The 26,787-nt window shown below is 56.1% G+C and carries 19 protein-coding genes; 4 read left to right on the top strand and 15 right to left on the bottom strand.

Annotated features, from left to right (window positions below; translation table 11 throughout):
- Positions 1 to 2: 2 nt before the first annotated feature.
- Genes NPS58_RS09490 through NPS58_RS09480 form a run of 3 tightly spaced genes read left to right on the top strand, consistent with a single transcriptional unit; the run spans position 3 to position 3,313 of the window.
- Positions 3 to 1,409 (top strand): integrating conjugative element protein, encoded by a 1,407-nt coding sequence (locus NPS58_RS09490; protein ID WP_102886003.1) that lies wholly within the window; start codon positions 3 to 5, stop codon positions 1,407 to 1,409.
- A complete protein-coding gene (locus NPS58_RS09485; RefSeq protein ID WP_102886004.1) occupies positions 1,406 to 1,777 on the top strand; it encodes a hypothetical protein in 372 nt (123 codons plus the stop codon). Before NPS58_RS09490 ends, NPS58_RS09485 begins: the two co-directional genes overlap by 4 nt.
- A 15-nt stretch (positions 1,778 to 1,792) precedes the next feature.
- Positions 1,793 to 3,313, top strand: a complete 1,521-nt coding sequence (locus NPS58_RS09480; protein WP_102886005.1) for a conjugal transfer protein TraG N-terminal domain-containing protein — start codon at positions 1,793 to 1,795, stop codon at positions 3,311 to 3,313.
- A gap of 11 nt (positions 3,314 to 3,324) precedes the next feature.
- On the opposite strand, the gene NPS58_RS09475 is transcribed toward NPS58_RS09480, so the two are convergent.
- The 3 genes from NPS58_RS09475 to NPS58_RS09465 are packed head-to-tail and all read right to left on the bottom strand — an operon-like array spanning position 3,325 to position 4,493.
- Positions 3,325 to 3,690, bottom strand: coding sequence for a DUF3742 family protein (locus tag NPS58_RS09475; RefSeq protein WP_102886006.1), 366 nt, complete (start codon positions 3,688 to 3,690; stop codon positions 3,325 to 3,327).
- Between the two features lie 27 nt (positions 3,691 to 3,717).
- The gene (locus NPS58_RS09470) at positions 3,718 to 4,176 is read right to left on the bottom strand and encodes a type II toxin-antitoxin system YhaV family toxin (RefSeq protein ID WP_255849433.1); all 459 of its coding nucleotides are present in this window, start codon (positions 4,174 to 4,176) and stop codon (positions 3,718 to 3,720) included.
- Positions 4,176 to 4,493 carry a type II toxin-antitoxin system PrlF family antitoxin gene (locus NPS58_RS09465; protein ID WP_102886008.1) on the bottom strand — a complete coding sequence of 106 codons (318 nt, stop codon included), beginning with the start codon at positions 4,491 to 4,493 and terminating at the stop codon, positions 4,176 to 4,178. Before NPS58_RS09465 ends, NPS58_RS09470 begins: the two co-directional genes overlap by 1 nt.
- Before the next feature lie 308 nt (positions 4,494 to 4,801).
- Between NPS58_RS09465 and mobH the strand changes: the two genes are divergently transcribed.
- Positions 4,802 to 6,658 carry a MobH family relaxase gene (gene mobH, locus NPS58_RS09460; protein WP_255849464.1) on the top strand — a complete coding sequence of 619 codons (1,857 nt, stop codon included), beginning with the start codon at positions 4,802 to 4,804 and terminating at the stop codon, positions 6,656 to 6,658.
- 30 nt (positions 6,659 to 6,688) lie between these two features.
- On the opposite strand, the gene NPS58_RS09455 is transcribed toward mobH, so the two are convergent.
- From NPS58_RS09455 to NPS58_RS09400, 12 genes are read right to left on the bottom strand one after another with little or no spacing between them, the layout of a single operon-like run.
- Entirely contained in the window at positions 6,689 to 10,024 is a 3,336-nt protein-coding gene (locus NPS58_RS09455; protein ID WP_274115153.1) for a DNA-binding protein, read from the bottom strand.
- Positions 10,021 to 12,657 (bottom strand): chromosome partitioning protein ParA, encoded by a 2,637-nt coding sequence (locus NPS58_RS09450; RefSeq protein WP_042921216.1) that lies wholly within the window; start codon positions 12,655 to 12,657, stop codon positions 10,021 to 10,023. Before NPS58_RS09450 ends, NPS58_RS09455 begins: the two co-directional genes overlap by 4 nt.
- A 2-nt stretch (positions 12,658 to 12,659) precedes the next feature.
- Complete coding sequence (locus NPS58_RS09445; RefSeq protein WP_255849432.1) at positions 12,660 to 14,600, bottom strand: hypothetical protein; 1,941 nt, start codon at positions 14,598 to 14,600, stop codon at positions 12,660 to 12,662.
- Entirely contained in the window at positions 14,594 to 17,950 is a 3,357-nt protein-coding gene (locus tag NPS58_RS09440) for a DEAD/DEAH box helicase (protein ID WP_042921212.1), read from the bottom strand. Before NPS58_RS09440 ends, NPS58_RS09445 begins: the two co-directional genes overlap by 7 nt.
- Entirely contained in the window at positions 17,947 to 19,290 is a 1,344-nt protein-coding gene (locus NPS58_RS09435) for a protein kinase domain-containing protein (RefSeq protein WP_042921210.1), read from the bottom strand. The genes NPS58_RS09440 and NPS58_RS09435 overlap by 4 nt, the downstream gene beginning before the upstream one ends.
- The gene (locus tag NPS58_RS09430; RefSeq protein WP_023124773.1) at positions 19,283 to 19,999 is read right to left on the bottom strand and encodes a PP2C family serine/threonine-protein phosphatase; all 717 of its coding nucleotides are present in this window, start codon (positions 19,997 to 19,999) and stop codon (positions 19,283 to 19,285) included. The genes NPS58_RS09435 and NPS58_RS09430 overlap by 8 nt, the downstream gene beginning before the upstream one ends.
- Positions 19,996 to 20,484, bottom strand: coding sequence for a hypothetical protein (locus tag NPS58_RS09425; protein WP_042921206.1), 489 nt, complete (start codon positions 20,482 to 20,484; stop codon positions 19,996 to 19,998). Before NPS58_RS09425 ends, NPS58_RS09430 begins: the two co-directional genes overlap by 4 nt.
- On the bottom strand, positions 20,481 to 22,244 hold the full coding sequence (locus NPS58_RS09420) for a Card1-like endonuclease domain-containing protein (RefSeq protein WP_042921203.1): 1,764 nt from the start codon (positions 22,242 to 22,244) through the stop codon (positions 20,481 to 20,483). Before NPS58_RS09420 ends, NPS58_RS09425 begins: the two co-directional genes overlap by 4 nt.
- The gene (locus NPS58_RS09415; RefSeq protein WP_042921200.1) at positions 22,241 to 24,916 is read right to left on the bottom strand and encodes an FtsK/SpoIIIE domain-containing protein; all 2,676 of its coding nucleotides are present in this window, start codon (positions 24,914 to 24,916) and stop codon (positions 22,241 to 22,243) included. Before NPS58_RS09415 ends, NPS58_RS09420 begins: the two co-directional genes overlap by 4 nt.
- A complete protein-coding gene (locus NPS58_RS09410) occupies positions 24,913 to 25,143 on the bottom strand; it encodes a hypothetical protein (protein ID WP_041863147.1) in 231 nt (76 codons plus the stop codon). The genes NPS58_RS09415 and NPS58_RS09410 overlap by 4 nt, the downstream gene beginning before the upstream one ends.
- Entirely contained in the window at positions 25,136 to 25,480 is a 345-nt protein-coding gene (locus NPS58_RS09405) for a hypothetical protein (RefSeq protein ID WP_012251128.1), read from the bottom strand. The genes NPS58_RS09410 and NPS58_RS09405 overlap by 8 nt, the downstream gene beginning before the upstream one ends.
- Positions 25,477 to 26,787, bottom strand: a complete 1,311-nt coding sequence (locus NPS58_RS09400) for a hypothetical protein (RefSeq protein ID WP_042921195.1) — start codon at positions 26,785 to 26,787, stop codon at positions 25,477 to 25,479. The genes NPS58_RS09405 and NPS58_RS09400 overlap by 4 nt, the downstream gene beginning before the upstream one ends.

Genomic DNA, 26,787 nt, shown 5'->3' with positions numbered 1-26,787 from the left:
CGATGAAGCGTCCTGAACTGACAAACCTCTCCACCAAGGCGTGCCGCCTGCTGCGTCCCACGGTATTGACTGGGGTGCTGTCTGGCGCGCTCGTTCTTGGCGGCGGCCTGGCGTGGGCGCAGACCGGCTTTCAAACCGGCGGCTCCGTGATCGGCGACGAGGTGATGTATTCGATTGGCGGCGGCAGCGCAGTATCCATGGGGCGTGCGGCCGGCATGCGCTCGATCGGCGTCGGCGTGGGCTGGAACAGCAATCTGATCTGCGGCGACATGAGCATCCAGACCACGCTGCGCAACCAGCTCAACGGCGTCACCAACGGCTTTCAGCAGATCATGAGCAACGTGATCCAGAGCGCCACCAGCGCGGTGGCATCGCTGCCTGCGCTGATCATCCAGCGCGCCGATCCGGGCCTGTACAACCTGCTGACCAACGGCGTGCTGCAGGCACGGCTGGATTTCGACCGCTCCAAGCTGACCTGCCGCGCCATGGCCGAGAAGATGGCCGACACGGCAGGCGGACAGCTTGGCTGGAGCCAGATGGCCGAAGGCATGGCACTGCGCGATGCGGTGTCGAGCACCGATGCCGTGTCGGCGATTGAGCAGGCCGAGACGCGCCGTGGCAACAACGGCGTGCCCTGGGTAGGCGGCAACAACGCGGGCGGTGCAGGTCAGTCGGCCATCCGCGTGGTCGGCGACGTCACCCGTGCGGGCTACAACCTGGTCAACGGCCGCGGCGTGACCGACACGTCGTCCATCGCTTCCGCCAGTTGCGTGAGCCTGTCCTGCCAGACCTGGACTTCGCCGCAGCAGGCGACCGAATGGGCCACGCGGGTTCTTGGGGAACAGGTGCAGCGCACCTGCGATGCCTGCACCAAGACCGAAACGGTGCCCGGCGTCGGGCTGACGCCGCTGATCCAGGAGGAGTACGAGGCCAAGCTGGAGGCCTTGCAGGAACTGGTCTCGGGAACGCGCAATACCACCTTCGAGAACCTGCGCGCGGCCGGCAGCACCTCGCTGCCCATCACGCGCAGCGTCATCGAGGCGCTGCGCGACGAGCCTGACCAAGACTTGCTGGCGCGGCGCCTGGCCTCGGAGGTTGCGCTGGCGTCGGTGCTGGAGAAGGCACTGCTGCTCCAGCGTACCCTGCTGACCGGCAAGAAGGAGCCCAACGTCGCGGCGAACCAGTTGGCGATCGAGGCCGTGAACCACGAAAGCGACACGCTCGACCAGGAGATTCGCAACCTCAAGACCGAACTGGAGCTGCGCCGCGAGCTGGCGAATAACTCGCCCATGGCCATCATCCAGCGCCACGGCACGCGCGCGGCTGGCTCGCGTGGCATCTACGAAGGCGATCCCATTCCCGACCGCCTCGACCGGCTCCAGAAGGGCAATCCGGGAGGCAACCCATGAACCTGCCGCGCGCCAGTTGGCTGCGCCCACGCTGGCTGCTCAGCCGGCGCGCGGCGAAGGCGTTGCTGTGGGCAGTGGTGCTCGTCGCCGCTGCGGTGGGTGCCAACGTCGTCGGCATTTACCTCGTCGGCAGCGTTGCCAACTGGGAACTGTGGCTGACGGCCACGGCGGGCTACTTCCTAGTGTGGCGGCTGTGCCTGTACGGCGCAACCGCCTACGGCTGGGTCTGGATGCGTCGCCGGCTGCTGGCGCGTGAGGCCCAACGCGGGGCGGATAGGCAGGCGCGGCGGCGACTGTTGCGCAGCGAGATCGCTGGCGTCGCCGCCATTGTGGCGCTGGAAGCCAGCCTGTTGATGCAGGCCGCTTGAGGGGAGATCGGGGTCATGACGCTTTTTACGACCGACTACCTGGAGTACTACCTGACGCTGGTGTCGTGGATTGTCCATAACGGCATCTGGGCGGTGCTGGTGGCAAGCGGTGTCTTCGCGCTGCCTTTCATTGCCATCATCGTGCAGGAATGGCTGAAGGCCCGTGCGGAGGGTGCCGACGAAGGCAACAAGGGCGTGCTCTCGGCTGCGCGCATCGAGAACCGGGTGTTCGTCGCCATCGTGGTGGTGATGTTCGCCGGCATCCCCTTTATCGACGTGGATCTCAACACCATCCGGTACGACAGCGCGCGCTCGGCGCAGTGCCAGGTCAGCGTGCCGCAACCCTCGGCGACCGGCTGGTCGCAGTCTTTCAGCACGCTCAACAACCAATCGGCGAAGGTGCCGGTCTGGTGGGCCTTCATGCACGCGCTCTCGCGCGCCGTCACAGGGGCCTCGGTGGCAGCGATCCCATGCGGCACAGACCTGCGGCAAATGAGGATGGAGATCGACGCGACGCGCATCGACGACCCGGTGCTGGCTCAGGAAGTGGCGGATTTCTCGCGAGACTGCTACGGACCGGCGCGCGCCAAGCTGTTCATGCAGCGCCCAAACCTCGATGAGGCGCAGATGCACGACGTGACCTGGATCGGGTCGAGGTTTTTCACGGACACCGGCGGCTACTACGACAGCTACCGCTCCAGCACACCACGCGATGACTGGCCCTACGACAGCACCCGCGACGCGGGGCTTGCGCAAGTGGCCAGCGGTGGCGGTTATCCGTCCTGCAGGCAGTGGTGGGCCGATGGCAGCAATGGCCTGCGCGCACGCCTGCTGGGGCAGGTAGACGCAAGCCTGCTGAATCGCTTGGCGGGCTGGGCCGGCTTTCTGAGCCGAGCCGAGGTGGACGACTCGGTGATCCGCACGATCGCCTCGCCGAGGCAGCAGAAACTGAACCAGGGCAGCGTCTATACCGACTACGGCGGCCAGATCGACAAGACCCTGCCGAACATCGTGACGCGGGCCACCGGCGACGTCGGGATGGCCGTCGGCGCGATTGCCGCGTTTCCGGCCATGGACGTGGTGCGCCAGGCGTTACCCATGGTGCTCGCCTTGCTCAAGATGGCGCTGGTCATCTGCATCCCGCTGGTGCTGGTTGTGGGCACCTACGACCTGAAGACCGTCGTTACTGTGAGCGTCGTGCAGTTCGCGCTGTTCTTCGTCGATTTCTGGTTCCAGCTCGCACGCTGGATCGATTCGACGATCCTGGATGCGCTTTATGGCTGGGGGTTCGGCTGGAACCGGCCACACGCCAACTTCGATCCACTCGTGGGGATGAACAACGCCTTTGGGGATCTGCTGTTGAACTTCGTCATGGGGACGATGTTCCTTGTACTGCCGGGATTCTGGCTCGCGAGTCTTACCTGGGTTGGAATTCGAGCCGGGCACGCCATCCAGGGGCTTTCAGACGGCAGCAAGAGCGCTGGCCAAGCGGGCGGTAAGGGTGCAGGGGCGCTTACCGGAGGTAAGCTGAAGTAGCGCAAGGCCGGTCAGTCGTCGGTGTATAGCTCGTGGGACGTGTCGTTGTACAGATTCGGATCGTAGCCCGGCGTCTTGCGCAATTCGGTGAGATCGGTGAAAGACCACTCGTCGTCATCCGAGGTATTGGCAGCAGCAGCCCATCCTGCCGCCACAACGCCCAGCAACACGAGGGCGAACCAGAACGCAACGTATAGCAGCAGCCCCAGCACAGCCAGCTTGACCGCCCACAGCAGCACGGTGGTGCCGGCCACCGGCACTCCCTTGGATACCAACCAGCTCGATGTGCGCCGCTCGCCCCGCGCATAAGCGCGCCATCCACGGCCAAAGGCGCGGCCGATGCGTTCTGCAGTGCTGATGCGGGTTGTCGTAGTCATGGTCGTCTCCTGCTACATGAGGAATGCCTATTCCATTTTGCTCCAATCCTGTTTGCTTGACTCTACCAATGCGCTCCAGTCGTCCGGCGGGTTCCCGCGCCCGAGCATCTTCTCGAACACGGCATAGGGGTCTGATTTGCTCCCCGAAGACCGCAGGGTCTGCTCATCGTTGACCCAGGCGTACACGATGATCTTGGCCTTCGAGTCGTAGCGGAAGAACAGCCTGTATCGCCTTCCGAGCTTGGCTCGCCGCCAGTGGCGATAGACCGGCCCCATGGTATTGCCTTGACGGTACTCGTCGCGTGCTGGATCACTCGGCACCACATCCTGCATCAACTGAACCAAGGCCCGGAAAAACTTGACGTTGGCGTTCGATCCAAACCCTTCCGGGTCGTTCTCCTGGGCGCGCAGCACAGCCGCACGCAGCTTCATCATCTGCTCGATCAGGTTGTCGTGGAACAGCAGTGTCCAGCCATGCTGTCGCATCAGATTTCCACGTCCTCATCGAAATCATCGCCCAGCTCCACCTTGTGGCCCGCGTGCTCCAGCATGGTGCGAGCCAAATCCTCGGGCAGGCCGCGCACATTCCGGCCCGCTTCAATGTCGTGGGCCAGCAGGGTCAGGAACGCGGCAATGGCAGGGTCCTCGTGCTCGGCATCGGCGCGGGTCACGATGACTTCACTGCCACGAAGCTCGAACGCGAGCTTGCTGCCGGTATCGGCACCCAGCGCCTGCCGGATGGATTTGGGCAGCGTGATCTGACCTTTGGAGGTCAGCGTGGCAACTTCGTGAATGGCAGGCATGGCGGCTCTCCTGATCGCAATGCCTGCATTGTAAGGAAACATCCTTACTTCGTCAATCTGTGGTCTCACCGCGGCTCTCCAGCATCCAACAATGGATCGCATCGTAGAGCGGGAACAGCCAGCCTTCCCGCATCAATCCGGCCCCGCCATACCCGCATTGACGATGGACGACCCATGCTCACCGCTCTATATCCAAAGGCTTCTAAAGGCCAAAAGGTCAAGGGGGCAAGGGAATGGGGTGCAAGGGGAAAGGCCCTACCCAAAAAGGCGAAAAGGCCTCCCGCTTGGCCAGCCACCAGGACACCCACATGCTCTCTCTGTTCCAGCGGAAACGGCCTCCGGTCGCTGCCGCTCCATCGCCAGCACCCACCACCGACCTCCCGAAAGGGCTGATCTGGCCGGAATCGGCCGCATCGCTGCTGGCGACACCGCGCCGGCAGAAGCTGCTGGAACACATCTGGCAGCGTACCTCGCTCTCGCGCAAGCAGTTCGCCGCGCTGTACCGTGCGCCGCTGGAACGTTATGCCGAACTGGTCCAGGCTTTCCCTGCCTCCGAAGCGCATCACCATGCCTACCCAGGCGGCATGCTCGACCACGGTCTGGAAATCGTTGCCTACAGCCTGAAGCTGCGCCAGTCTCATCTGCTGCCCATCGGCGCCAGCCCGGAAGACCAGGCTGCGCAGGCCGAAGCCTGGACCGCCGCCGTTGCCTATGCGGCCCTGTTGCACGACATCGGCAAAATCGCCGTTGATCTGCACATCGAACTGGCCGACGGCAGCACCTGGCACCCATGGCACGGCCCGCTGCGCCAGCCATATCGCTTCCGCTACCGTAACAATCGCGAGTACCGCCTGCACAGCGCCGCGACAGGCTTGCTCTACCGGCAACTGCTTGACCGAGAAGTCCTGGACTGGCTCAGCAGCTACCCATCACTGTGGGCGCCGCTGCTTTATGTCCTGGCCGGGCAGTACGAGCATGCAGGGGTGCTGGGCGAACTGGTGGTGCAGGCCGACCGGGCTTCCGTGGCCCAGGAACTGGGTGGCGACCCCACACGTGCCATGGCCGCACCCAAGCACGCGCTGCAACGCAAGCTGCTCGATGGCTTGCGCTACCTACTCAAGGAACAGTTGAAGCTGAACCAGCCGGAAGCCTCCGATGGCTGGCTCACCGAAGATGGCTTGTGGCTGGTCAGCAAAACGGTCTCGGACAAGCTGCGGGCGCACTTGCTATCCCAGGGTATCGACGGCATCCCTGCGAACAACACCGCCGTGTTCAACGTGCTGCAGGACCACGGCATGTTGCAGCCCACGCCGGACGGCAAAGCGATCTGGCGTGCGACCGTGACCAGTTCCACCGGCTGGAGCCACTCGTTTACGTTGCTACGGCTGGCACCCGCGCTGATCTGGGAATCTGGTGAGCGACCGGCACCGTTCACCGGGACGTTGACGATCGACACGCCCACCGCAGTTGAAGATGTCGAAGCAGGAGCCACCCTTTCTGCGAACGGCGCGACGTCCGCTTTGGAGAATCCAAACGCTCCGCCAGCGGAGGGTAGTGGCATCACCTCAGCCCCTCCACCCAAGGCCCAGGCCAGCCCCGACGTCATAGCGGACATGCTGGCGATGGTGGGAACGGGAAACTCGCCAACCACAGATCAGGATGTGGAAACCGTCCCGGACGAAGTACCCGCAACTCTCCCCGATGCGACCCAGCCGCCCTTGGCCGCCGCTGCGCCTTCGTCACCGGCCTTCACGTCCTCGACGACACAGCCATCCGGCGAGCACTTCATGGCGTGGCTGAAACATGGCATCGCCACGCGGCGGCTCATCATCAACGATGCGAAAGCGCTGGTGCATACCGTGAGCGACACCGCCTACCTGGTCAGCCCTGGCGTGTTCCAGCGCTATGCGCAGGAACACCCGCAGGTAGGCAAACTGGCCAAACAGGAGAACCTGCAGGATTGGCAGTGGGTGCAGAAGCGCTTCGAGCGACTGCAATTGCATCGCAAGCAACCAAGTGGCCTGAACATCTGGACTTGCGAAGTCACAGGCGCCAGAAAATCGAGGAAGCTACATGGCTATTTACTTATCAAACCAGAAATGGTTTTCGAATTTACGCCTCCAAATAACCCATATCTATTTTCAATGAAATTTCCCGGCCTATGAAGATCAAGATATGAAAATCATCTATCAAAATTAAATGGTCTCATCAGTATTTCCATCAGAAACACTAGATATGTGAATAGCGTTCGCACCATCGTCACCAGTGAGGTACAGGCGCAGCGCGTAGAGCAGATCGGGGGTGCGGTCGCCTGAGGGTTTCTGGATGTTGATTTTCACACGGGAGAAGAGCTTGATGTTGGACAGTGTGACAATTTCTGTCACTCGCTCGATTTTCTTGGCCAATTCCTTAGTGATTTTTTGATGCGGCTGAAGGAGAATCTTGATTTCGGGGGTGGATGATGCACGGGTGCGAAGCAGGCCGAGCAGAAGTTCAAGCGGTTCTGTCGTGGCGCGAATCCAGTTGCGAGCAGTCCACTCGTCTTTCCGGGGCGGATATTGCTTGATGTTGAGCATAATGTTCAGAGCATTCAGAATGGACTGCAAGTTGGCGAGGCTGAATTTCTCGACAAACTGCTGCTCTCGCCAGATGGCATAGGCCAAAATACTGAGCGCGTCATTTGACGGATTCGCAACGAGCTGGGATAGCAAATCTTTCTGCCATTGCTGCGAAACATCACCAAGCGCGAAGCCGACGGCTCGCAGGTCACGAATTTTCTGACCCTCAACCTGCCCGGTTATCCACTGAACGCAATTTTCAGGCGCATCCTTGTGCATACAGGCCATTAGAAATCGAATTTCATTCTTTACTTGCTCAGGAATGCCACTCTCGTTCAGCAGGGCAACGAGGTGTTCTCCTCTGGCCTTCATTGCGTCGGCAAACCCTTTCGGACATTCACGGTCTCCAGTCGAGCGCCCATCGCGCCAAACCTGAATGACAGGAAAGTAAAGTCTCTTGCGTATACTGGCAACCAGATTTTTTGCTGATTCTTCGTCAAAGTTTTTCAGACGCACTTCATCTTTGTATCTCGGCCCTGCCACTTTCCAGCCAGAGAATTTCCCATCGCGCTCCTGAGGCTCGAATGAAATTTCTGCCCCCTCAGTGAAGTCGGCGTAGCTCAGTTCATGAACAAAACTGTTCTGATGAATGAATACAGACTCATCGGTGGATTTACATGTAGCAAAGGTAAACTGCCCGCCTATTTTGTCGGTCAGCCACTTTCTGTTTACCGTGCCAGTCGTCCTCTGTTTGGGGCGGATGTAAAAATCACGGTCAAGCTGTTCAATTGCCCTTTCCACCCAGTCCAACAGATCAGAGGTTTTATTACTGTCTTGCTTCGGAAACCGCTGCAACTCCGCCCAAGTCATTGGCTGCGGATATTCCGGCGCAGGGGCATCAGTGATTTCTTCCGTGCGTCGCCAGGTAGCGCGGATGGGTGGGAAAGATTTGTCGCGCGGTGTGAAGACGAGTTTATAGGGATCATCCGCGCCGTATTCAAAGGTCAGGTTCAACTCGCAGTCAACCTTGTTTTCCAATGGGAAGGCGGGTGAATCGAGACGAGCAGAGAAACCGAAGTCGTCACCCTTATCGCCGACATAGAGCGGAAACGAGTAATGCGGCCTGCCAGCGGGCAGTGTGAAGAATTCATCAACCGGGATGGTGACGGGTTTACCCCGAATGGGTTTGACTGTCGTTCCGCGCAAAACCAGGTGGAATCGTTGCTGATGTCCATCCTTCATCACTTTGACTGAAAGCTCAGGAATCTGGTCGCGCCAAAGTGGAATATCAGCCACCTGTTGTTGTAAAGCATGTAGATGGATTCCGCCCATAACGGGGCTTTCCATCAAATTGATGCAGAACGCGAAATTCCCGATGTTTGGAATACGCTTCAGGTGTGCTGCCTCAATGAATGGGGGGTTTTCCGGGCGGATCGCATCGTGCCACCGCCCGTTGGCATCCAGCGTGATGATGTCGTAGCCGCTGCCACCTAGCCTTTCTGCTTCCTCGCCAGGGATAACAACCGGCGGGCAACGCTCCCAATAAAAGCCTTTGGTGATGGGAAGACGTTTCGCCAGGTCTTTGTCGCGCTTGGCGATGAGCTTGGTGGCGGTCGTCTTGCCGCCAATGGAATCAACGACGATGATGGCGTAACCCTCGCCCGTGATTTTGGTCGGGTCAGCTTGAGCGAACACGGCCGCCACACTTCGCGGCAACGGCTCGGCATTCGGGAAACGCGCGTTGAGGTTGCGACGGATGACTTCAAGCTCGAAATCGTTGAGAAAGTCAGGCGCAAGCCAGATGAGTGTATCGTTCTTGAACTCTTCGCGTAGCCGAGTAGTGAACGCGCGGGCGGCGGGGTCAAAAAGCTCAGTGGCGTTGTCTTTGGCGAAAAACAGATCTGGCGCAGAAATGGTGGTCGCATCGGGATTCAGCCAAACGGCATCGGAACCAAAGAGTTCGATGTCAACGGTTTCATTTTCGCGCTGCCACCTCTGCCAAAGAAAGGGGGCCGCCAGCGACTGCGCTCCTTTTCCGTCACCACTGGCATAGCGGGGATGCAGGGCTGTGATATCAACACAAATTGGTTCGGCACTCGCGCTTTGTCGCAAATGCCGGGGCATCTTGTACTTCACTTCCTTGAACAAAGGTGGCTTGGAAGTCCACGGAAGAATCTCAAACTTTTCATAATCGAATAGTAACGGTATCTCAGCAAAAAGATGCTTTCCATCAAGCCACATTTGCGCGCATTGCTGCCAAAGGCGCATGGTTTTCTCGCGGACATCCAGTTGAGAAAGGTCGCTGGTGATGTCCTCATCGAGGGTTTGCAGCCAGCGCCATGCATCCCACACGTGACGGTAATCTCGGTGTGCTAGTAGCGTGTTGTTAGGTGGCAGATTTTCCCAATTGCCGATGGCTTGCGCCTCATCAGAACGCAACCATAAGTAGATTTTTGATAGAAGCTCATCCTCTTGACCGAGACAATCACCGCGTAAATCAAGCATTTCCGCAAGGCGAATGGCAAAGGCTTTCAGCAAGCGATTTTCCGGCAGGTCGACGGATTGAAAACGACGCACAGCCTGTATGTAGGGGTTACCTGCCAGTTTTTCCCGAATGGTACGACCCGGACGATTACTCAGCTTAATAAAACTGTTGGCATCCAGTTCACGCACAGCATGAACAGGCAGTAGAGCGTGTTCGCGGCGAGGACTTTCGTTGAGAGAATGAAATAATCGCTCGACAGAAGCGCGGCAGTGTTCCGTTATGCGCCAAAGGCGGTCACGGGTTATCTCACTCGCTTCTGGCTGTGCGACTTTGGCGAGGAACCCTGACAAGGATTTCGGCAGAGCCGCGCCGGTCTTAGGATCGAAATCCGTGATTGAACCAAACCAATTCATTTGCTCAAGCAGTTTTTTGGCAAGTTTTTCTTTGGCACGGAAGTCGGTATAGATTTTTTCCAGAGTAATACTCATTGCTTGGCGTGAATCCTTCCTGCTCTGGCATTTTCTTCAAGTTTCACGCGCAGCTCATCTCGTTGCTCTGGTGTCTTTAAGTTCCACATTTTATGACGCTTGTCTGAATCTGGTTCATCTTTCATAAAAAGGGAGTGTGGCAATTCAGCATTGTCCGAGTCTCGACTGGCCGTGGATCTATCATTGGTTTCCGTGTCACCGACGTTTAGGTAATTTGCCGATTGCCAAATAAACTGACCATAGCCAAGATCACAGGCAAGGTCGAAATCCTCTGTCAGATTGAATGAGTTACTGCCGATTCCTGTAACGAGTTGTCCACGAATCCTGTCCAGGCACTCTGTCTTGCTCTTGCCGCGTGTATCAATACCCCGCAATTTGGGCATGACCTTCTGCACGAGTTGATCCTCGAAGGCGACATGCATAGCTCTGGCAAGCGCATCTTTATCGCGTGCAGCACGGACATCCGGGTAATTGGCCATGTAGTATTCAATGGATTGCCAAACGCGGTGACCGAGGGCACGGCCTGTAACCGCTAAAGAGGCATTGATTGCTTCAATGAATTTTTTGAACGGGCTGACTTGATCGTCGGAGAAGTTGCTGCCCTGTGCTAGCCAACTCTGCCACGACGTTTTGTGTAGCGCCGGGCCTCGATTTTTGTCATCAAGTGGAGCAAGCTTCAGGCGGCGTTTGAGTTCCGTCGGGCGCGGAAAGTTGATGATGATGGAACGGTCAAGCACCTTGTCCGAAAGGGACTTGGTGGTTTCGTCCTGGTTCATCGTCCCTGTCCAGAGTACATTACGACCGAGGGGAAGCTTATAGGGTTCCATGCCGGCGCCAATTTTCACCGGTATGAACGGAACATCATCACCCTTTCTGCCACGCCGCAGTTCTAGCTTGCTCAAAAACTCTGCAAAATAAAGCTCAGGGTGTGCCAGATTCATCTCATCAAGCAGAACAAGACACACTGCGTCCTGCAATCCTGGATAATCTGCTTGTTTCAACGCTTCAATCAGCTCTTTGTCCTTCTCAGGGTCAAGTGCTATTTGCTGATCTGGCGACATACTCTGCCAACGTCTAATGCGCTGTTCATATTGTTCGCGGCCTGATATCTGACTTTGCGCGAGAAAACGCAGCACCGGCTGTGCATCGAATTTATTGTCTATGGAATTGAAAAAGCCCAGCATGGATTCCTGCGAATCCCAATTAGGCTGGACAGACAGCGGCTCGAAATAAATTCCGCCAAAGTGCGAGTAGAGGCGCGGCAGTTCGGATTTTCCGGTTCCGGAAACCCCTGCCAGGACAGTGAGCGGCGACCATTCCGCTGTTTTGAGAGCTGTATGAAAAGCTTTCAAAATACGTGGATTGAAATGTAGTCCGTATGTATCGCAAGCATTACCAATCCCAGTGAGCCAAGTTAGCTCATCGATCTCATGCTGCACCGGCTGCTTGACCTTATCCACACTGATGTGCGGCATCTCAATTTCTTTGTAGCGAGCGGTAACTTCAGCGGGGCGCTCATAAGCTGCACGCAAACGCTTGAGTTCGGCTTGCGCTTCGTTGGCTGCTCCCTCGAAGATGGATGCCCTTTGCGCCAGAGATTTGTTTTCGGCGTTGAGCTCCGAGCCTTGACGGCGCAGCTCGCCAATTTCAGCGACCGCAGCCTCATTGGTGGAAAGTTTCCGTTCTAACTGGTCCGCCCGTGTTTTCTGATTTTTGGCTTCGGATTCAAGGGCTTGATACCGCTCGCGCATTTCCTCAGTAGGTCGGGTAGCAAGCTCCTCTCGTAGGCGTTTGAGTTCGTCGGCCTGGCTGTTTAGCGCACGCAGAATTTCAGCAGGGTCTTTGCCACCAAGTTGCAACTTTAACTGTTCGAACGCGCCGAGAAGTTCGTCTTGAGTTTTAAACGCCTCGCGCAGTCGAATGTTTTCCTCTTTGGCAGATTCCAGAGCAGCCTCTAGCGATTTTCGGCGATCCTCAACACGCCTCTCAACCTCATCGTCCAGTTGCTCGCTGCGCCTCTGGTTCTGCTGTTCCAGCCGTTGTTCTTTGCGTTCGAGTGTCCGCTCTGAAGTCTCAAGCTCTGCCTGTCTTCCTTCGACTTCGCTTTGCAAGGCGGAGAGTGCGCCTTTTTGTTTCTCAAATTCCGTGCGCTCTGCATTCAACTGCTTTCGAGCGTCACCCTGTTGTTTTGTCCAAGCATCGCGCTCTTGGGCGATTTCTGTCCGAATGCGCTCCCGTTCGGCGTTTTCGGCATGGGCAACCGCACCCAGTCGCTTTGCTTTCAGCTCGGAAATTTCAACCTCCAACGCTGAAAGGTTTTTCTCTCGCATCTCGGCAATTGCTCTTTCTCCCTGGGCGCGCTTTTCACGCAGCTCATCATTCAGCGCGGCTCGTTCATCGGCAAAACCTGCATCACACTTTTGCTCAGCCTGCGTGACGGCCTGCTCGCGCTGCGCCAGCTTGGCCTTGTCTTGCTCGATGACTTGACGCTCTGCAGTCGCATCCCTTTCACGTGTAGCCACGGCGGTTTCACGGCTGGCGATTTCGCTTTCCTTGGTGTTTATCCAGCTCTCACGCGCGTTCAAATCGGCAAGCCGCTGGGCTTCGGTGTCGGGTTGGACGGGGCTGTTCATTTTCAAGATTCCATAAGTGTTCTGATAGTTGTGAAAGCAGCTTTGCGAAGCTGTGCGATGTTCTCTTTGGGCAATGGCAGCGGCTCGTTGCCATGCCCACGCCGAGCGATAAGGTTTGCCATATCGCCGATCAAGGACGGCTGCGTGTCATGAATTGCGGCAAGTTCATCAGCATCGCTCACCAGCAGCCATGCAAGAACGCAAGCTCCGAGTGTTTGGCTGCCGCCTTGCAGTGTCTGACGAACAGCCGACGTTTTGACGGTGCGCAGGCTCTCAGGTAAGCCCTCGCAGAAACCAGCCTCAGCAGCTTTACTTTCAGCCATGTCTTTGATCTGCCCTTCACAGGTATCAGGCGGCAGCCTGCCTGCCAAAGCTCTCGCAAATGATGACTGGATTGCGGCATAAAGATCGCGAACATAGGCCAAAGAGTCATCCCCGTCATGACAAGACTGGAAAAAACGCTCCGCGTGAACCAGCCGGTCTTGCAGGTTTGCGCCCAGGCGGTTGAACAGCTGGTGGCCGAACTCCTCTTGAATGCTGGTACGGGCATCCAGCAGTGCATCACCCTGCTCGTCCTTGTTTGGCGCGGTAGGAGGCGTGTCGGTAAACATGATGTCTGGCACAAGCGCATGAACGACTTCGCGCATGAACGAATCGTCAGTTAGTGCCTGCTGCGGGGCGTCCGCGCCGCCCTTGCCGTGGCCCTTCTCGTTACGTTTGGCGTTGATGGCAAGAAGGCGGTTAATGAGGTCTGAATACGCGACCACAACACGGCGCAAGGGATGCAACGCATCGTCTTGCGCTTGAAGCAGAGCGATCGCGAGAACCGTCTCTTGGAACGCACCACCGTCCTCAAATTCCCGCAGCTTACCTTCCCGAATCGGTCTGAAGCCGTTCGGCGGCGGCTCAAGACCGACGGTTTTCGCGGCCTGCTCAAGCAGGGCGGCGTGCTGGTCTTGCGCAGTGAATTTCAGCCTTTTAATGACGGAATCAACCGGCCGGCGGCAACTGGCATAAAACAGTGCCCATTCGATGGCGGCATGGATTTGGGCGATGGAGCGGAACGGGCTATTCCGCAAGGGGCGCAAATTAGCGACGAGCTTCGGGTAACTTTGCCAGTTGGCGTCGTTGTCGAACGGCTCTTTGACCGTGGCATCCTGCTTTTCTGGACGAGGAGTGCTCAATGACTGCTTCCAACCATGCAGCCACGTGGTCAGGCTTTCCTCCTGCTCAAGCAACTGTTCGAACGATTTTTCGAGAATCAAGGAAAAACCGTTGCCGAATGGGTCGGCGATGCGGAATTCGCCATCGCTTTTCTGGATGGCGATAGGGCAGTCAAGGTGAAGCAGGTCGGGCTCGGCGACTATCGTGATCTGCTGGACTACGGGCATCTTGGTGTCCTTGCCGAACGCAGACGAGCGCTTTTTCATTGCGCGCAAAGTTCTGATTACATCACGCGGCGCGGGTATCGCTTTTCTTTGGACACCATCCCAGCGGATTATCCGGAAGTCTTTGTCCTCGCTTTCCTTTTTCCGCATGGGGTTTGTGTCGTCCAGCCAATGCAGGAAGGGCAGAATTTTTCCAGTGGCGAGTTCGCGGAACAAAAGCGCGGTAACGAATGCCGGGGCACATTCTTCTTCGCGCTCCCGCTCAATGATGGCATGGTGGTCGTCAATCAAGTCCTTGTCTTGCAAACGGAGCAGAACGCTCTTGACCAAATCGACTGGAATGCGGGTTTCATCCGCCAGCGCATCGGCGTTCATCAAGCCGACAGTTTCAAGCAGTTTCAGGATGACGCGTTCAAATGCGTTCAAGCCATCGCCATCGTCAAGAACTCTGGGCAAGGTCACGCGGTATACGTTCACCGGCCACGCGAGGTGGCGAGGCCTGCCGATGATCCCTCCGAAGGGGGCAGGTTTACCGTAATCAAGGAGCTTCAGCATGGCAGCACCACTCCTTGCTCGCGGCATAGTCGAAGGAAATCCACCAGTCCCGGCACAAAGTCCGCCGCGAGTTCACTTTGCAGCAAACCCGTATCGCCAACGACCACCAGTAGCTTCTTCTGACGACTCATCGAGACATTCAGGCGGTTGTAAAGGCAAAGGTGTCCGAACAACCCTGTGGCCTGCTTTTCACGGTCATCGCTCTTGGATTTCCAGTTATGCGGCAAGGTTCGCACCATTGAGAGGAAGACGACATCGAACTCCATGCCCTGGAATGAGTCCACCGTGCCGACGCGGAGTTTTCTCTCGTCGTCCGCGATGCTGCCGAGTTGTCTCTTGATGAGTTCGGCCTGCGCCTTGTAGAACGAAATCACGCCGAACGAGAGGTCTTTGCCTGCATCTGAACTCATCCACGCCTGCAATTGGCGGGCAATAACGGTGGCCTCTGCCGGGCGCGTCCAACTGGTTCCGCTGCGCTGGTGTCTGCCTTTCGCCGCTGGCACGTCCAGCCACACAGCAGGTTTACCGTTTATGCCGGGCAGGTTGTGGGCGAAATCGCTTTCAGGCCGTCCAGAGCCGAATTGTTCCGTCGGATCGAAGCGTTCATAAAAATTGCGGCTGATAAAGCTGCCGAGCAGTGGGTGCATCCGATACTGCTTGTCGAGCGTGACACGGCGGGAGATACCGTCGCCGTCTTCCAGCGTTTTCAAGCGGGTGGCGAACAGATACTGGAACATGGATCTCTTGAGCCAGTCAGTTTCATTCTGTACCGGTTCGTCGGCCGATGCTGCCTCGCCAGCCTCCATTTGGCGTGCTACCTCCTCATCAATGATATGCGGCAACTGCCGATGGTCGCCCACCAGAATGATGCGCTTGCCTTGCGCCATCGGAACCATCAGGTCGCGGGGTGAAACGCGAGCGGCTTCATCCACGATGACATATTCGTATTCCATGCCTTTCTGGTTTTCATTGACGTCGCGCCCGACAAGCCCTTTGCGCTTTTGCATATCACGATTGACGCTCTGTTGGCTGGTGGCGGCAAAGGCAAAACTGTATTCGGACAGGGCATCTACAATGCCATAGGGGTTGCCTTCCAGTTCGGCCAGAAACTCGGCCAGCGCAGCAGATTTTTTATCCTTAGCCGAATACTCGGCGTTTTTGATGCGTTGTATGGCGAATTCTGCCAATGCAAGCACTGCGTCGTTCTGCTTTTCCACGCGAAAAATCGGTGGAGCGGTGAACCGGGCGAAGAGCCTCTTTTTCAACGCGACCAGGTTGTCCAAAAATGGCGCTGGGCCATCTTCATTGCGCCACAGACTGGCTTTGTCCAGCAGTTTGCGTTCGTCTTCTTCAAGCACATCACGCAGGTCATCCAGTGCGTCCATCGCCCTTTCTGGCCCGTCGTCAGAAAAGCTTTCATGGCGAACACGCAGACGGCGCGCTGCATCAAGCCATTGGGTGGAGCCATCGTTGAGGTTTTCCTCGTGCGCGAGCTTTTTCGCCAAATTCGCCGACCGCCGAGCGCCGTCTTCGCCAAGAATTACACTGCCGAGCGCTGTGATTTTCCCAGCAAGGTTGGCGGCGAGCGCGCGTGACGGGGCTTGGACATATTGCAGGCACAGGTTTTTTATTTCCCGCTCCTGCTCAGCTTCCGCAATCTGGGGATTGCGCTCGCGCAGTTCGGTGGCAAGCGAGCTGCACCAGGCTTCAAGATTGCGCTCGAAGGTGCTGAGATCGTCTTCCGTCGCGCCAGACCGTTTGCCGAATTTCGGCACGGGCAGGCTGTTGAGCGAGAGCCGCTCGATCATGTTTTCCACCGCATCGTGCTGAAAGCCGGTCAGCAGCACTTGGCCTTTGATGTTCGCGCCGCGCTTGTCGGCCATCTCGTTCAGCCGCTCCAGAATGGCGGCGATGACGGTGGTTTTTCCCGTTCCCGGCGGCCCCTGAATAAGCGCGAGATCTGGCGTATTCAGCGCAACCTCAATAGCCCTTTCCTGCATGACGGTTGGCGGATTGCGAAAGACCTTGTTGCGAACGAATGCGGTGAGTGACTGGACTTTTTGCGGCGGGCGGACTTGTGTGATTTGCCCCTGTTCCTCAATCAATAGCCCAAGCTGTGGATTGGCGGAACGGCCTTCCAGAATGGCTTGACGGGCCGCCATACGCCGTTTGATCTGGGTGGTTTCACCGGCCAGCGACAGGATGAGCGTGCCGGATTCCTTGGGCAGAGCCTCGATTTTGAGCGTAAGCACACGGGTTTCCTGGTCAAACCCGACGACATCAAGGTAGGTCTTTCCTTCACGTTGCTCGCGATTTCCGTCGCCCTGCTTGATCTTCTCCGCTTGCTCAATTCCACTTGCAAAATCCTTGAAGCTCAAGCGTTCAACTTTCAAATAATCCGGCAGTTCATCCACCAACTCGACTTCAGGTACGGCACCGTTCCCCAGCGCTTTCAATGCAGAGTCAAGTGCCTGTGAAATGCGAACCGTGACGGTTCCATCCCGCTCCTGAGCCATCTCTGTGAATTGTAAAGCCCCCACTTCGCGCGCTTGCTTGAGCAGCAATTCGCCCTCCATGTCACCAAATTCATCCCACTTTTTCAGGTAGCTGTTGTCGTCTTGGGTAAGAGCGCGCATTTGCGCTTTGGCAAGAGTTTGCACTTGCCCTGCTTGTGTCCAATCGGCAAAACGCAGCCGGCCTTTGGCGAGGCGCAGGGCGCGGTCGGGTTCTTTTTTGGTCCTGGTTATGCGTGTGGCGATGTAGATGGTTTGGCCGCCTGGCATTGCTTTTTCGGTGGCAATGAAGCGGATACCTTCGCCAGTAACACAGAAAGCGTTTATTCGGGTCGGCTCCGCAGCTGCATCGCGTGGCGTGTCCTCGCCGACAGGTTTCAGTTCTTCATCAATCGCCGGGCCAGCAGTCAGGAAGAAAAATGCGTCGTTTCCCTGTTGGAAGCAGCAAAGTTCGCCCAGCCTCTTGTAAAGTGCCTCGCCCTTCGTCCGCATCTTTTCTTGCACATACTCATCCACACCGATTTCAACATCGCCCATTTCCATGCAGACGCCGGTGAAAAAACCGATCTTCAGCTCGATGCTGCCATCGGCGGCAGGGTTTTCAAGTTGTGCAAGCAGGGAACGCCCACTGGCAAGTTCAGCGTTGAGGCGGCGGATGTCAACAGCCGCGACGGGGCGAACGAAAACAACCGCGTCTCTCAGGCGGATTTCAAATTCATCTGCGCGGGATAGGCTGGCCTCTACCGAGAATACTGGCTGCTCTTGCAGGGCTTCGACATTGTCAGACCGCTTGATGCGGACAGTTATGATGTTGACAGGAATGTCCTGAAACTTCATTTGCAGGCCTCCACGAACTCAAAGGTGAGGTTGTCCGGGAAAGGCAGCGTGCCCCGCACGGGGACTGCGGTTTTGGCCGCGAAGTTCAGCATGGCTTCGTATGCTGTGTTATCGAAATACTCGAATGAAAACGGGTGAAAAAGCCGCTGCGGCAATCTGAACTCCGTGGCACCACCAGGAATCAGGATTTCCCAACGTGGCGTTTTGACGCGAATGAAAGCCGGGCGCGCCGCGCCACAATACGGGCATTGCGCGTATTCATCGGCGAAATGGCTCATGCCACATTCGAGGCAATCCAGCGACTGATCCGCCGCCCTCGCAAGCTCCAATATCCAGAACGCCATTGTCGGGCGGCGGTGCGGCAGTGCACGTCCTGCACCGAAAGTTTCCTGAAACAGGCGGCGTAATCCTTCTGTTGCGACTAATACACGGGGCAGGCCTCCAACTCCTTCGTTGGAATCGTCATCTTCGTCATCCACGAAAGGCAAGAAACCAGCGAATGCCTGTTCGTTCAGATCGGTGACAGTGCCATTGGGCGCAGGGTCGGCATCCCAGCCGTCTTCTTCATCTTCGGGCTCCAGTACTTTCTTGCCAATGAAAGGGTGGCAAAGCGCCAGTAGCTTGAATGTCATCACAGCGAAAGCCCAGCAGTCGGTTCGCGGGCGGGATTGGTCACGGCCCTGCACTACCTCCGGTGCACCGTAGCCCGGCGTATAGACGGACACGCCGCCGCTGGGTAACTCCAGGCGCATATTGTCGGCATCTATGAGCCAGACATCGGTGGTGTCGTCTTCGCCAATGAAAGCGTTGTTGGTGGAAATGTCGCCATAGACCAGTCCAGCGCTGTGCAGGCGGGCGAGGATGGCAGCGCACTTGGCAAGCGCGAGCGAACGGCGGCGGGTGGAGCCAGTTTGTGCGTAATGCTGCAGTCGCAGCGCCAGGTCCTTGTCAGGAATCTTCGTCAGCCATTGGGGCAAGGCTTGGCTTTGATCTTCCAGCTTCTTTTTGCTTCTGCCGTCCAAATCGAAACTGGCGAAGGGCTTCATGCCGCTCAACAGACGCATCACATAGCCCGGCTCGTCGCGCAGGATGGCAAGTGGCAGGGAAACGGGGATGCGCCGTGGTATGGGCAACAGGCGGACGTGCTGGAAGCGCTCGCGCAGATTGGCGTTTTTGTCCGGCTGGCCGGCTGCGTCCAGCGGCTGCTTGACGGCCAAATCCGCATCCTTGGTGCGATAGACCACGCCTTGTCCACCGCGCGCAAGCTCATCGGCCATCTGATGAACATTGTCGTATTCATCCACAAGTGGCTTCAGAGCCTGGTGTTCGGCGTTACTCATCTGCAACCTCCTCACTGCACAGGCAGGCGAGGGTTTTATCGTCGCTGTGCTTGGGCGTGGGCCAGTTTTCGAGCATCTCGTGGATGCGCCGGTTGGCACTTACCGGCGCGAGGGTTCGATGCGTTTCGGCGAAACTGCTCACAAACCCGTCAGCGTTATCCAAATCGTCAGCCACCCCATCAGTGCAGAGCAATACTGCGATGCACTGCTCCCCCGGCAGCGACAAATACTGCCAGTCTTTGGCGGAGACCTTGGAGGACAGCGCAATGGTGATATTGGAGAAGCCTTGTGTCTTGTTTTCCGACAGCGAAACGACTGATCCATCGGACTTGGCAATAGCGGCAAGTCCGTCGCCAAGCATCCCTAGGTGGATTACGCCATCCAGGCGTAGTGCGAAAAGACAGGTGGCCGCGCAATCGCGAGGCTCCAGCGGAGCGACAAGCCTCAGCCAGTTAGCTTGGATGTTGCTAAACAGCGCGTTGTGTTCGATTTCACCACTGGTGCAACAAGCCCGGGCTGCGAACTCGACGGCGAGACAGGCAGCATGGCTGCCGAAGCTGGAGAAGGGCTTGGAGCCAACCCCGTCGGACACGACGATGCCATCACCCCAAACATGGTGAAACTTCGCCCATGCATCCTGATTTGGCAAACCTTCGGCGATATGGCTCGGGCCGCGAACGCTTGCCCCAAAACTTTTCCAAAGCGTCATGCCCATTCCTCATCCGCCTGCAGCCAGTTATCGAGTACGGCGAGCACTTCTTCTGCGGCAAACACCTTTGCGCCTTTGAGCCCCTTGGAAAGATGCGGGTTGGCATCCGCGCCGATTTGGATGACGCGCAGCGTATCCGGCGGTAGGCCTTCCTGCCAGCGGCTCAGAGTCTTCACGTCGTCTCTTGTCCAGAATCCATCCGTGAGAATCAGAACTTTTCCATCCGGCTCGCTACCCAACAGTTGAACCAGCGCCTCGCCATTGGTACCCCCTTGGCAAACCAGCATTTCCACCGGGAGATCCTCCTTGACGCTCCAGTTCGAGATGTTGCGTGCCTCACTGCTCCAAGCACAAAGGTGGATTTCCGCCTGTCCATAGCCCTGCCGCACCCATTGCGCCACGGTCGTGGCCAAGGTTCGCAGGATGAAGGGCTTACCTCCTTCACTCATGCTGCCGGAGATGTCGCAAACCAAATGGAGCATCATGGCGTTGCCTCACTCGCTTCAGCCCGCTCAGTGATGCTGTTCATCATTGCCTTTATCTGCTCAGAAAGTGATGCACCACTCCAAAGCGTCAGCCTGGCATCCTTTATTTTTTTCTTGGCCGACTCAGTATTTGGCGGAACACAGCAGGCAATGATGCCGCGACCTTCAATTCCCCCGTAGAAGCGCACAAGATTTTGCAGCTTCATAATCTGCTCTTGCGTTACATTGCCTGCCTTGCATTCCACGATATAAAGTGAATAGCCATCGGTGAATGTGATATCCAACTCGCTGTATTCAACGCCGAAGCTCGAATAGCCTTTCGACTCTTCTAAACTCAAGTTCAGCTTGACATTGATACGCAAGTCTTGAATGACGCCAGCGTCTTCGTAGGGCTTGCATTGCAAATAAACAAACTCCTCGAACCAGCCGCCAGATAGGTATTTAGCGAAATCAGGCCATTTCTCAAATACCATATCCAATCCGTAGCCTTGGACGGATACTGTCTCCATGTCATCCAGCTTGAATTTGAAGCCATCACGACAAATTTCGAATGGTCTGAATCCATTGTTATAATCGGTCAGTTCTCTATAGAACCTACGCACCTTTTCACGATATAGCCAAAGAGTCTCAGTTAGAAGTTGGCGATTCGGCGACATATCATTCATAAGGGAACTGCCGGCGATCATCAAGCCGTCGCTATTAAGGCGCAAGAATGTTTCAATTGAATCAATCTGCCTGATTTTTTCGCGCCGAACACTATCAATGAAAGTAACGCAACGATTCTTGCTATCAAAATAAAACGGAATGGCACCCAGTTCGCGCGCAGCAGAGAGTGCGCCTGCAAACATTAATTTTGTGCCGCCGGTTAAATTGATTCCAACTCGTGTTTTTTCTGGAAATTGCTTTGCCAGCTCGGTGATTCTTTCGTGAACAGCACGATCATCCCAAGGGTCAACGGTAAGTTCGTGTAGGTCCCGGGAGCCAATAAAGGCTCGCATACATGTAGCAGGGAAGTCTTTTGAGTTAACAAAGATGTGATGCGCCGACTCAAATTGCCGGATGCTTAACAAGGCAGGCATCCGTTGCTCACCAAAAAGATGAAATGTCACATCGAACCCGTTGGAGATGTCTCGAATCGCAGCCTGTTTTACGCTGTGTCGCTCAAGCCACTCGGCAGGCAACGCTATGATTTCAGGTGCTTTGCCAATGATGGACGACGCTATGAGTCTTTTTTTGAGTTCAGGATAGCTCAGCGCCGCGAGCGCCCAGACAAAGGCCATAACCGGAGTTCCTGGGCTGAGATAGAGCGTGACAAGCTTTTCACCTGACTCCTGTTCCACCTCATTCAGCGCCCGCATCGCGCCTGCGTAAATACCTTCGGTGTCGTTTAGTTGGCAAAGCTTTTCGCTTTTTAAACGGATGCTTGCGTCGCAGCCCAAGGCGGCGGCCTTCTTTTCCAGCCAAGTCGAAAAATGTTCATGGGCGACAGCCGTATTGGCAAACCTGGAGACAAACTGATTAGTGGCCTTCCAATCCTTCTCTTGTCCCATGTTTCGTATTGACGCCAATTCGAGTGCGAATGCCTTCTGCACCTCGATCAATTCGCTGGCATCATTATCCATCCGGGTGTAGCCCAAGATGACGATATCAGAATAGGACGCACCCGCAATGGCACTCGCAATAGGGCCATCGGTATTCTCAAACCCAAGAGACGCGCGAAAATCGGTGATTCCATACCACGTGAGCAGAAATCGCTTCATCGAGTGCTTTCCTGAACATATGGGCGGAACCATGTGATGTCATTCGTCATTTTGTTTACAAATACAGCTCTGTTCGGTTTTTCAATGCCTTTGAACTTACCAATACCGCCACTCACAAGCGATCCGGCATCGTCTTCGTTCATGCAATACGCCACGCGCAATTCGAAAAATGAGAAAAGGTCTTTGCAGGTACTGGCACAGCGCTGCCAACGGTCGACAAAGGCAAATACAAACGTCCCCTTTCTTGGGCCGTCCTCGGCGAGGCGCTTTAGCAAGTCAGACGGGGTTGGTGGTTCGCCCGGCTTGGGCGATCTAAACGCTGGGGCTGGCTGGAGCGCTTTCTCGGAATCCAGGCCATCGACAATCAACGCGACGCGGCGATTCCCAATATCGTCTGATATCGCTTGAAGTGGTAGTTCGGCTATATCGTCGAACATCTTGAGGCGCACACCGAGCATTTGCACTGCGGCTGAGAATCCTCCCCCAGGGGGGACTCCGCGCGCGTTGAAATACACGATTTCATCAAAGCCATCGACGAAAGCCAGACTGAAAAGCATAGCGGACAGGAGTCCGTCGTGAATCTGATCGTTGTAGCCGCTGAATAGAACATTGAACGCGGATCGACGAGTAAGTGGCACGGTCAACGGTTTTGAATCGAATGCGAGGTTTTCGCCCAAAAGAAGAGTTTCTTCATGCGCACAAACTGTCTGATAGTCAAAGGGAGACGGCATCTCAGGAAGGAATGCTCCGCTGAAAACCTTTGTTTTGGGAGCCCCCCCAGAAGGAGATGTACGCTCTATCAAATTCGTCAGCAAATCACGTCGATGCTCACTTTCTCCGGCGAATGGAATCATGAACTTCACATTGCCGGATTTGGCACCGTTAGCATTGTTGATAATGCCTTCAGGTGGGCTGCGCAGCTCCGCAGCCGCCCAGTTCCCGCCCCCGAGGATCATTGCGGAATCTTCCTGCCCACAAGCCAGTGCAATACGGCATCCCAACTGGGTGATGATGCTTCCGATTGACTGCGCGTTGATGCCTTTCAAAGTCTGAGTAGCCAAGAGGATGTGAATGCCAAACGAGCGCCCCTGTTTCAAAAGCTTCGAGAGCAGCTGCTCAGCAGCTTCTGCTACCTGGCGACTTTCTGAAAACAGAACCTGGAACTCGTCTATGATTAACAGAACGCGGGGTAACCGTATTCCGGTTGATTTTCGGTATTCGCCGAAGTCGTTAACATTTTTCGACTTGAATATGCGTGCGCGAATTTCCAGTTCACCCACAAGATGCCGTAGTACAGTGACACCATATTCAGGATCACTTTCCGTCGCGACAAGACGGGCTTGTGGAATTGGCGGAGTTGCGTAAACATTGAACTCAGTCGATTCCTTGTAATCCAGTAGATAAAGATCAAGCTCTTCGCTCGGATATTTCTCGCACAGCGTGTGAATCAAAACATGAAGCAGATTGGATTTTCCCGAGCCCGTCTTCCCTGCAAGCAGCACATGATGCTCGGAGTCCGTCGCGCCCAGTCTCAGGGTCGCGAGGTCGCCGGCGCTCGTCCAGCCGATGGGAATATCAAAGCCACCAAGAGTCGTCTCTTCCTTACCGAAGCTCGTCCAGAGATCAGCCATCGTTTTCTTGAAGCGCGTCCTAGCAGCACAATCTTCAGCGAGCCTTGCGATAAAGCCATCCAGCACATCTTGTCGCGGCCATTGCTCCGGTTGATATGTGAATGACAGCCCACCAGCCCCAGCGCGTTGCAAGAGATCATTCAGTTGCGTGGTTGAGTTTTTCAGCGTGGCGTTGAGCTTTTCATATCGCCGGTCTTCCATGCGCTGCTCATCAATTGCAATGATGGGCAGCACGCCGCAGCGTGGACCGTTTTCGCAGATGCGTCCAAGGAGCCAAAGAGATTTTTCCGATATCTGCTCTGGCACATCAAAGAGCAGTACTACCTTGTAAGGCAACGGGGCATCGGGTTGAACTGCGTTGTATTTCAACCAGTTGGATGCCTTCTCATTGAACCGCAGCTGGATCAGCTCCTCAATTTCGTCCGTCAGTTGTCCGAGCGCTGCTTCGATTTCGTCCGCACGAGTAAGAACATGACCTTGCGGCACCAATTGCTCAACCTTCAGCAATGGTAGGAACGGCTCGACCGATTGACCCTGCTGTAGGGGGTCAATCAGTGTCAACTCTACTTGACCTGCAGGCAAAGCCGACAGCAACCGCAACAAGAGACAATGCGCGAGTCTTTTCTTCTCCGCATCGCCTTGCGGAAAAACAAGAGCGCTGGAGAAGGGGAAAGAGATGACTTTTGGGGATTGACAAGAGAGCTTCTCAAAAGAGACTTGCTCCGAGCCAAGCACAAGACCTGCTGGAATTTCCGATGCCATCAATGGCTTGTCTACACAAAAATCCACGAAGGCAGGCTGATGTTGTCTAAGCTGTGCACTTGCGTTCGCTATAGCAGTTGCATTACTTTCCCACTCTCTGACAAAGCCTGCCTGCCAATTCGACTTCCTTATGCTCCGATTGCGCTCCTGGTCTTCGTTCAATGTTTTTTTAGTGGCATTGAATTCGCGGTCGATGCGCGCACAACCTTCTTGATAGTCCGCAATTGCCTTGTGTAGCTTGAAAATTACGCTCTGAAAATCCTTCGCGCTTTCACTCATTGATTCCACCCACTGTCTTTGAACTGGAGCTCGCGAACGTCATTCAAAGTTCGATCAATGGCGAGCGATTGCTGCTGGTAAGCCGCATTGAAAATGCGGAGTGAATCGACTTCCTTGAGAATCGGATCAAGTACATCAGCAACAATGGACGCGCCGAACGTATCACGCACTCCCTCGCGAAATTTTCCAGCGCACATCGCAGCCATTCCAAAGGCCTCATCAAACATTAGCTTCCTCCTCTTCCATATCACCATCGATTGGAAGTTCGAGAACATAGTCGTCAGCTACCGAGAGGTTTGGAAACAGGGGCGCGCAAATAGTCCCAGGCAACAAGTAGCTCGATTCGAACTCAGGGTTCTTGGCCCTGATTTCGCTTAGAAATGCGCGCCACTCTTCCTCGGACAACTCAATCGATCTGCAATCAACTGTCAGCTCCAAGAGGCGTGCGGTGGACGCATCCACGCCATCCATATCTCCGACATTTACTGCATGCAGGAGGACATCAACTTCAGCCCGGACTTGTGCGAGAAGGTCATGGCTAATAATTGCGAAACGTATTTTCATGGTTGCTCCTCCTCGTTTTGGCGGATGAAATCAAGACAGGACTGATCTATTTCATTTTTCCTTGGCAACATTCCCACCATTGGTGAGCCAGCTTCGCGCAAGGCGTCGCGCAGTTCTTTCTGTTTTTCTTCTGGCAAATCGTGGATATCTCGCGAGCAAAGAGTGCATTGCGCATCTGCTTGCTTGTGCCCTTCAGCCTGAAAAATCATGTGATCTTTCTGGGAATAGAGGTATTCCGCCTTGCCGCATTTCACTTCGAATGCCATCGAGCCGCCCACCGGAGCCCCCATGCCCTCACCACGCCCCAGAATGACCGGAACCCGCAAGTCGGTGACTATCAAATCTGTTTTTGTGTAGCGTCCGTTGTCGCCCACAAAGGTTCGCCCTTGCGTCTCGATCCGGCCGCCAAGTGGCGCAAGTGCGTGCCGAACTATCTGTTCCCCGAATTCACCACTCAGGTGTATCCGTGCCTTACGTGCGACGATGTTTCGCTCTGCATCACCCTTGGCGGCTACCCATTGGTTCCGAAATTTATCGACCTGCTTGCGATACGCTGGATCACGGTCGTAAAGATATTCCTGAAGCAATCGTCTCTGCTCTGACGATAGGTTCATGCGGTCTCGCAATATATCTGGCGTCACGGGACGGCCATCTTTGGCTGGATCCCATTTCAACCAAGCATGGAATTGCGCAGCGGACGGGTTTGTCGCGAGATAAGCATCCAGTGCTCCTTGCGCGGATATCAAGCGTGCAGTGCCAGCTTCAATCGCCTGATCGACAGTTGCCAAGTGCGCATTGCATGCTTGTAGGGTCTGCTCCAGGGTATGCTCTGCCATCGCCTGCGCCTGCTTCGCAAGATCCACGCGCTGCTCCATGGATATGCGATCTTCTGTCGCCACATCAAGCTCTGCTCTTGCTTGCTCCAGCATGCTCTGAGCCTGCTCAACAGCGGCTTCTGCTTCGGCGACGGCAGAGTCCTCGCCGGAGCAGTCCGGGCAACGTCCATCGTCATCGTGCGGCTGAGAAAGGCAAGCAGATAGCGCAGACTCGGCGGAAGAAAGCGAGCTCTGACTGCCATCGAGCGCTTGCTCAGCGCCGTCAACATTTTGCGTTGCAGCTTGCTCCTGCTGGATGGAGCTTTCCAACATGCTTGCGCTGTTCTGCGCTTCTTCACGAGCCTCTGCGCATTTCTGCTCCGCAACAGCAATTTGTTCGCGGCATGCGGCCTCTAGCGCCTCGCGCACTGACTGCAGCTCGCGCACGAGGTCTTCCAAATTCTCCACTTGCCCAATTGAAACTTGTGCCAT

The sequence above is a fragment of the Pseudomonas putida genome (assembly GCF_028682455.1).
GTDB lineage: Bacteria > Pseudomonadota > Gammaproteobacteria > Pseudomonadales > Pseudomonadaceae > Aquipseudomonas > Aquipseudomonas putida_AA.
Note: the sequence above shows the minus strand (reverse complement) of the source record. Positions and strands in the feature narration are given on the sequence as shown.

Bases quoted from the DNA above. Each gene is read 5' to 3' on its own strand.
- NPS58_RS09405 (WP_012251128.1), bottom strand. From the start codon at position 25,480: ATGAAAATACGTTTCGCAATTATTAGCCATGACCTTCTCGCACAAGTC.
- NPS58_RS09430 (WP_023124773.1), bottom strand. From the start codon at position 19,999: ATGACGCTTTGGAAAAGTTTTGGGGCAAGCGTTCGCGGCCCGAGCCAT.
- NPS58_RS09455 (WP_274115153.1), bottom strand. From the start codon at position 10,024: ATGAGTATTACTCTGGAAAAAATCTATACCGACTTCCGTGCCAAAGAA.
- NPS58_RS09420 (WP_042921203.1), bottom strand. From the start codon at position 22,244: ATGAAGCGATTTCTGCTCACGTGGTATGGAATCACCGATTTTCGCGCG.
- NPS58_RS09415 (WP_042921200.1), bottom strand. From the start codon at position 24,916: ATGAGTGAAAGCGCGAAGGATTTTCAGAGCGTAATTTTCAAGCTACAC.
- NPS58_RS09480 (WP_102886005.1), top strand. From the start codon at position 1,793: ATGACGCTTTTTACGACCGACTACCTGGAGTACTACCTGACGCTGGTG.
- NPS58_RS09450 (WP_042921216.1), bottom strand. From the start codon at position 12,657: ATGAACAGCCCCGTCCAACCCGACACCGAAGCCCAGCGGCTTGCCGAT.
- NPS58_RS09470 (WP_255849433.1), bottom strand. From the start codon at position 4,176: ATGCGACAGCATGGCTGGACACTGCTGTTCCACGACAACCTGATCGAG.
- NPS58_RS09475 (WP_102886006.1), bottom strand. From the start codon at position 3,690: ATGACTACGACAACCCGCATCAGCACTGCAGAACGCATCGGCCGCGCC.
- NPS58_RS09490 (WP_102886003.1), top strand. From the start codon at position 3: ATGAAGCGTCCTGAACTGACAAACCTCTCCACCAAGGCGTGCCGCCTG.
- NPS58_RS09435 (WP_042921210.1), bottom strand. From the start codon at position 19,290: ATGAGTAACGCCGAACACCAGGCTCTGAAGCCACTTGTGGATGAATAC.
- NPS58_RS09440 (WP_042921212.1), bottom strand. From the start codon at position 17,950: ATGAAGTTTCAGGACATTCCTGTCAACATCATAACTGTCCGCATCAAG.
- NPS58_RS09465 (WP_102886008.1), bottom strand. From the start codon at position 4,493: ATGCCTGCCATTCACGAAGTTGCCACGCTGACCTCCAAAGGTCAGATC.
- NPS58_RS09445 (WP_255849432.1), bottom strand. From the start codon at position 14,600: ATGCTGAAGCTCCTTGATTACGGTAAACCTGCCCCCTTCGGAGGGATC.
- NPS58_RS09425 (WP_042921206.1), bottom strand. From the start codon at position 20,484: ATGATGCTCCATTTGGTTTGCGACATCTCCGGCAGCATGAGTGAAGGA.
- NPS58_RS09400 (WP_042921195.1), bottom strand. From the start codon at position 26,787: ATGGCACAAGTTTCAATTGGGCAAGTGGAGAATTTGGAAGACCTCGTG.
- NPS58_RS09485 (WP_102886004.1), top strand. From the start codon at position 1,406: ATGAACCTGCCGCGCGCCAGTTGGCTGCGCCCACGCTGGCTGCTCAGC.
- NPS58_RS09410 (WP_041863147.1), bottom strand. From the start codon at position 25,143: ATGTTTGATGAGGCCTTTGGAATGGCTGCGATGTGCGCTGGAAAATTT.
- mobH (WP_255849464.1), top strand. From the start codon at position 4,802: ATGCTCTCTCTGTTCCAGCGGAAACGGCCTCCGGTCGCTGCCGCTCCA.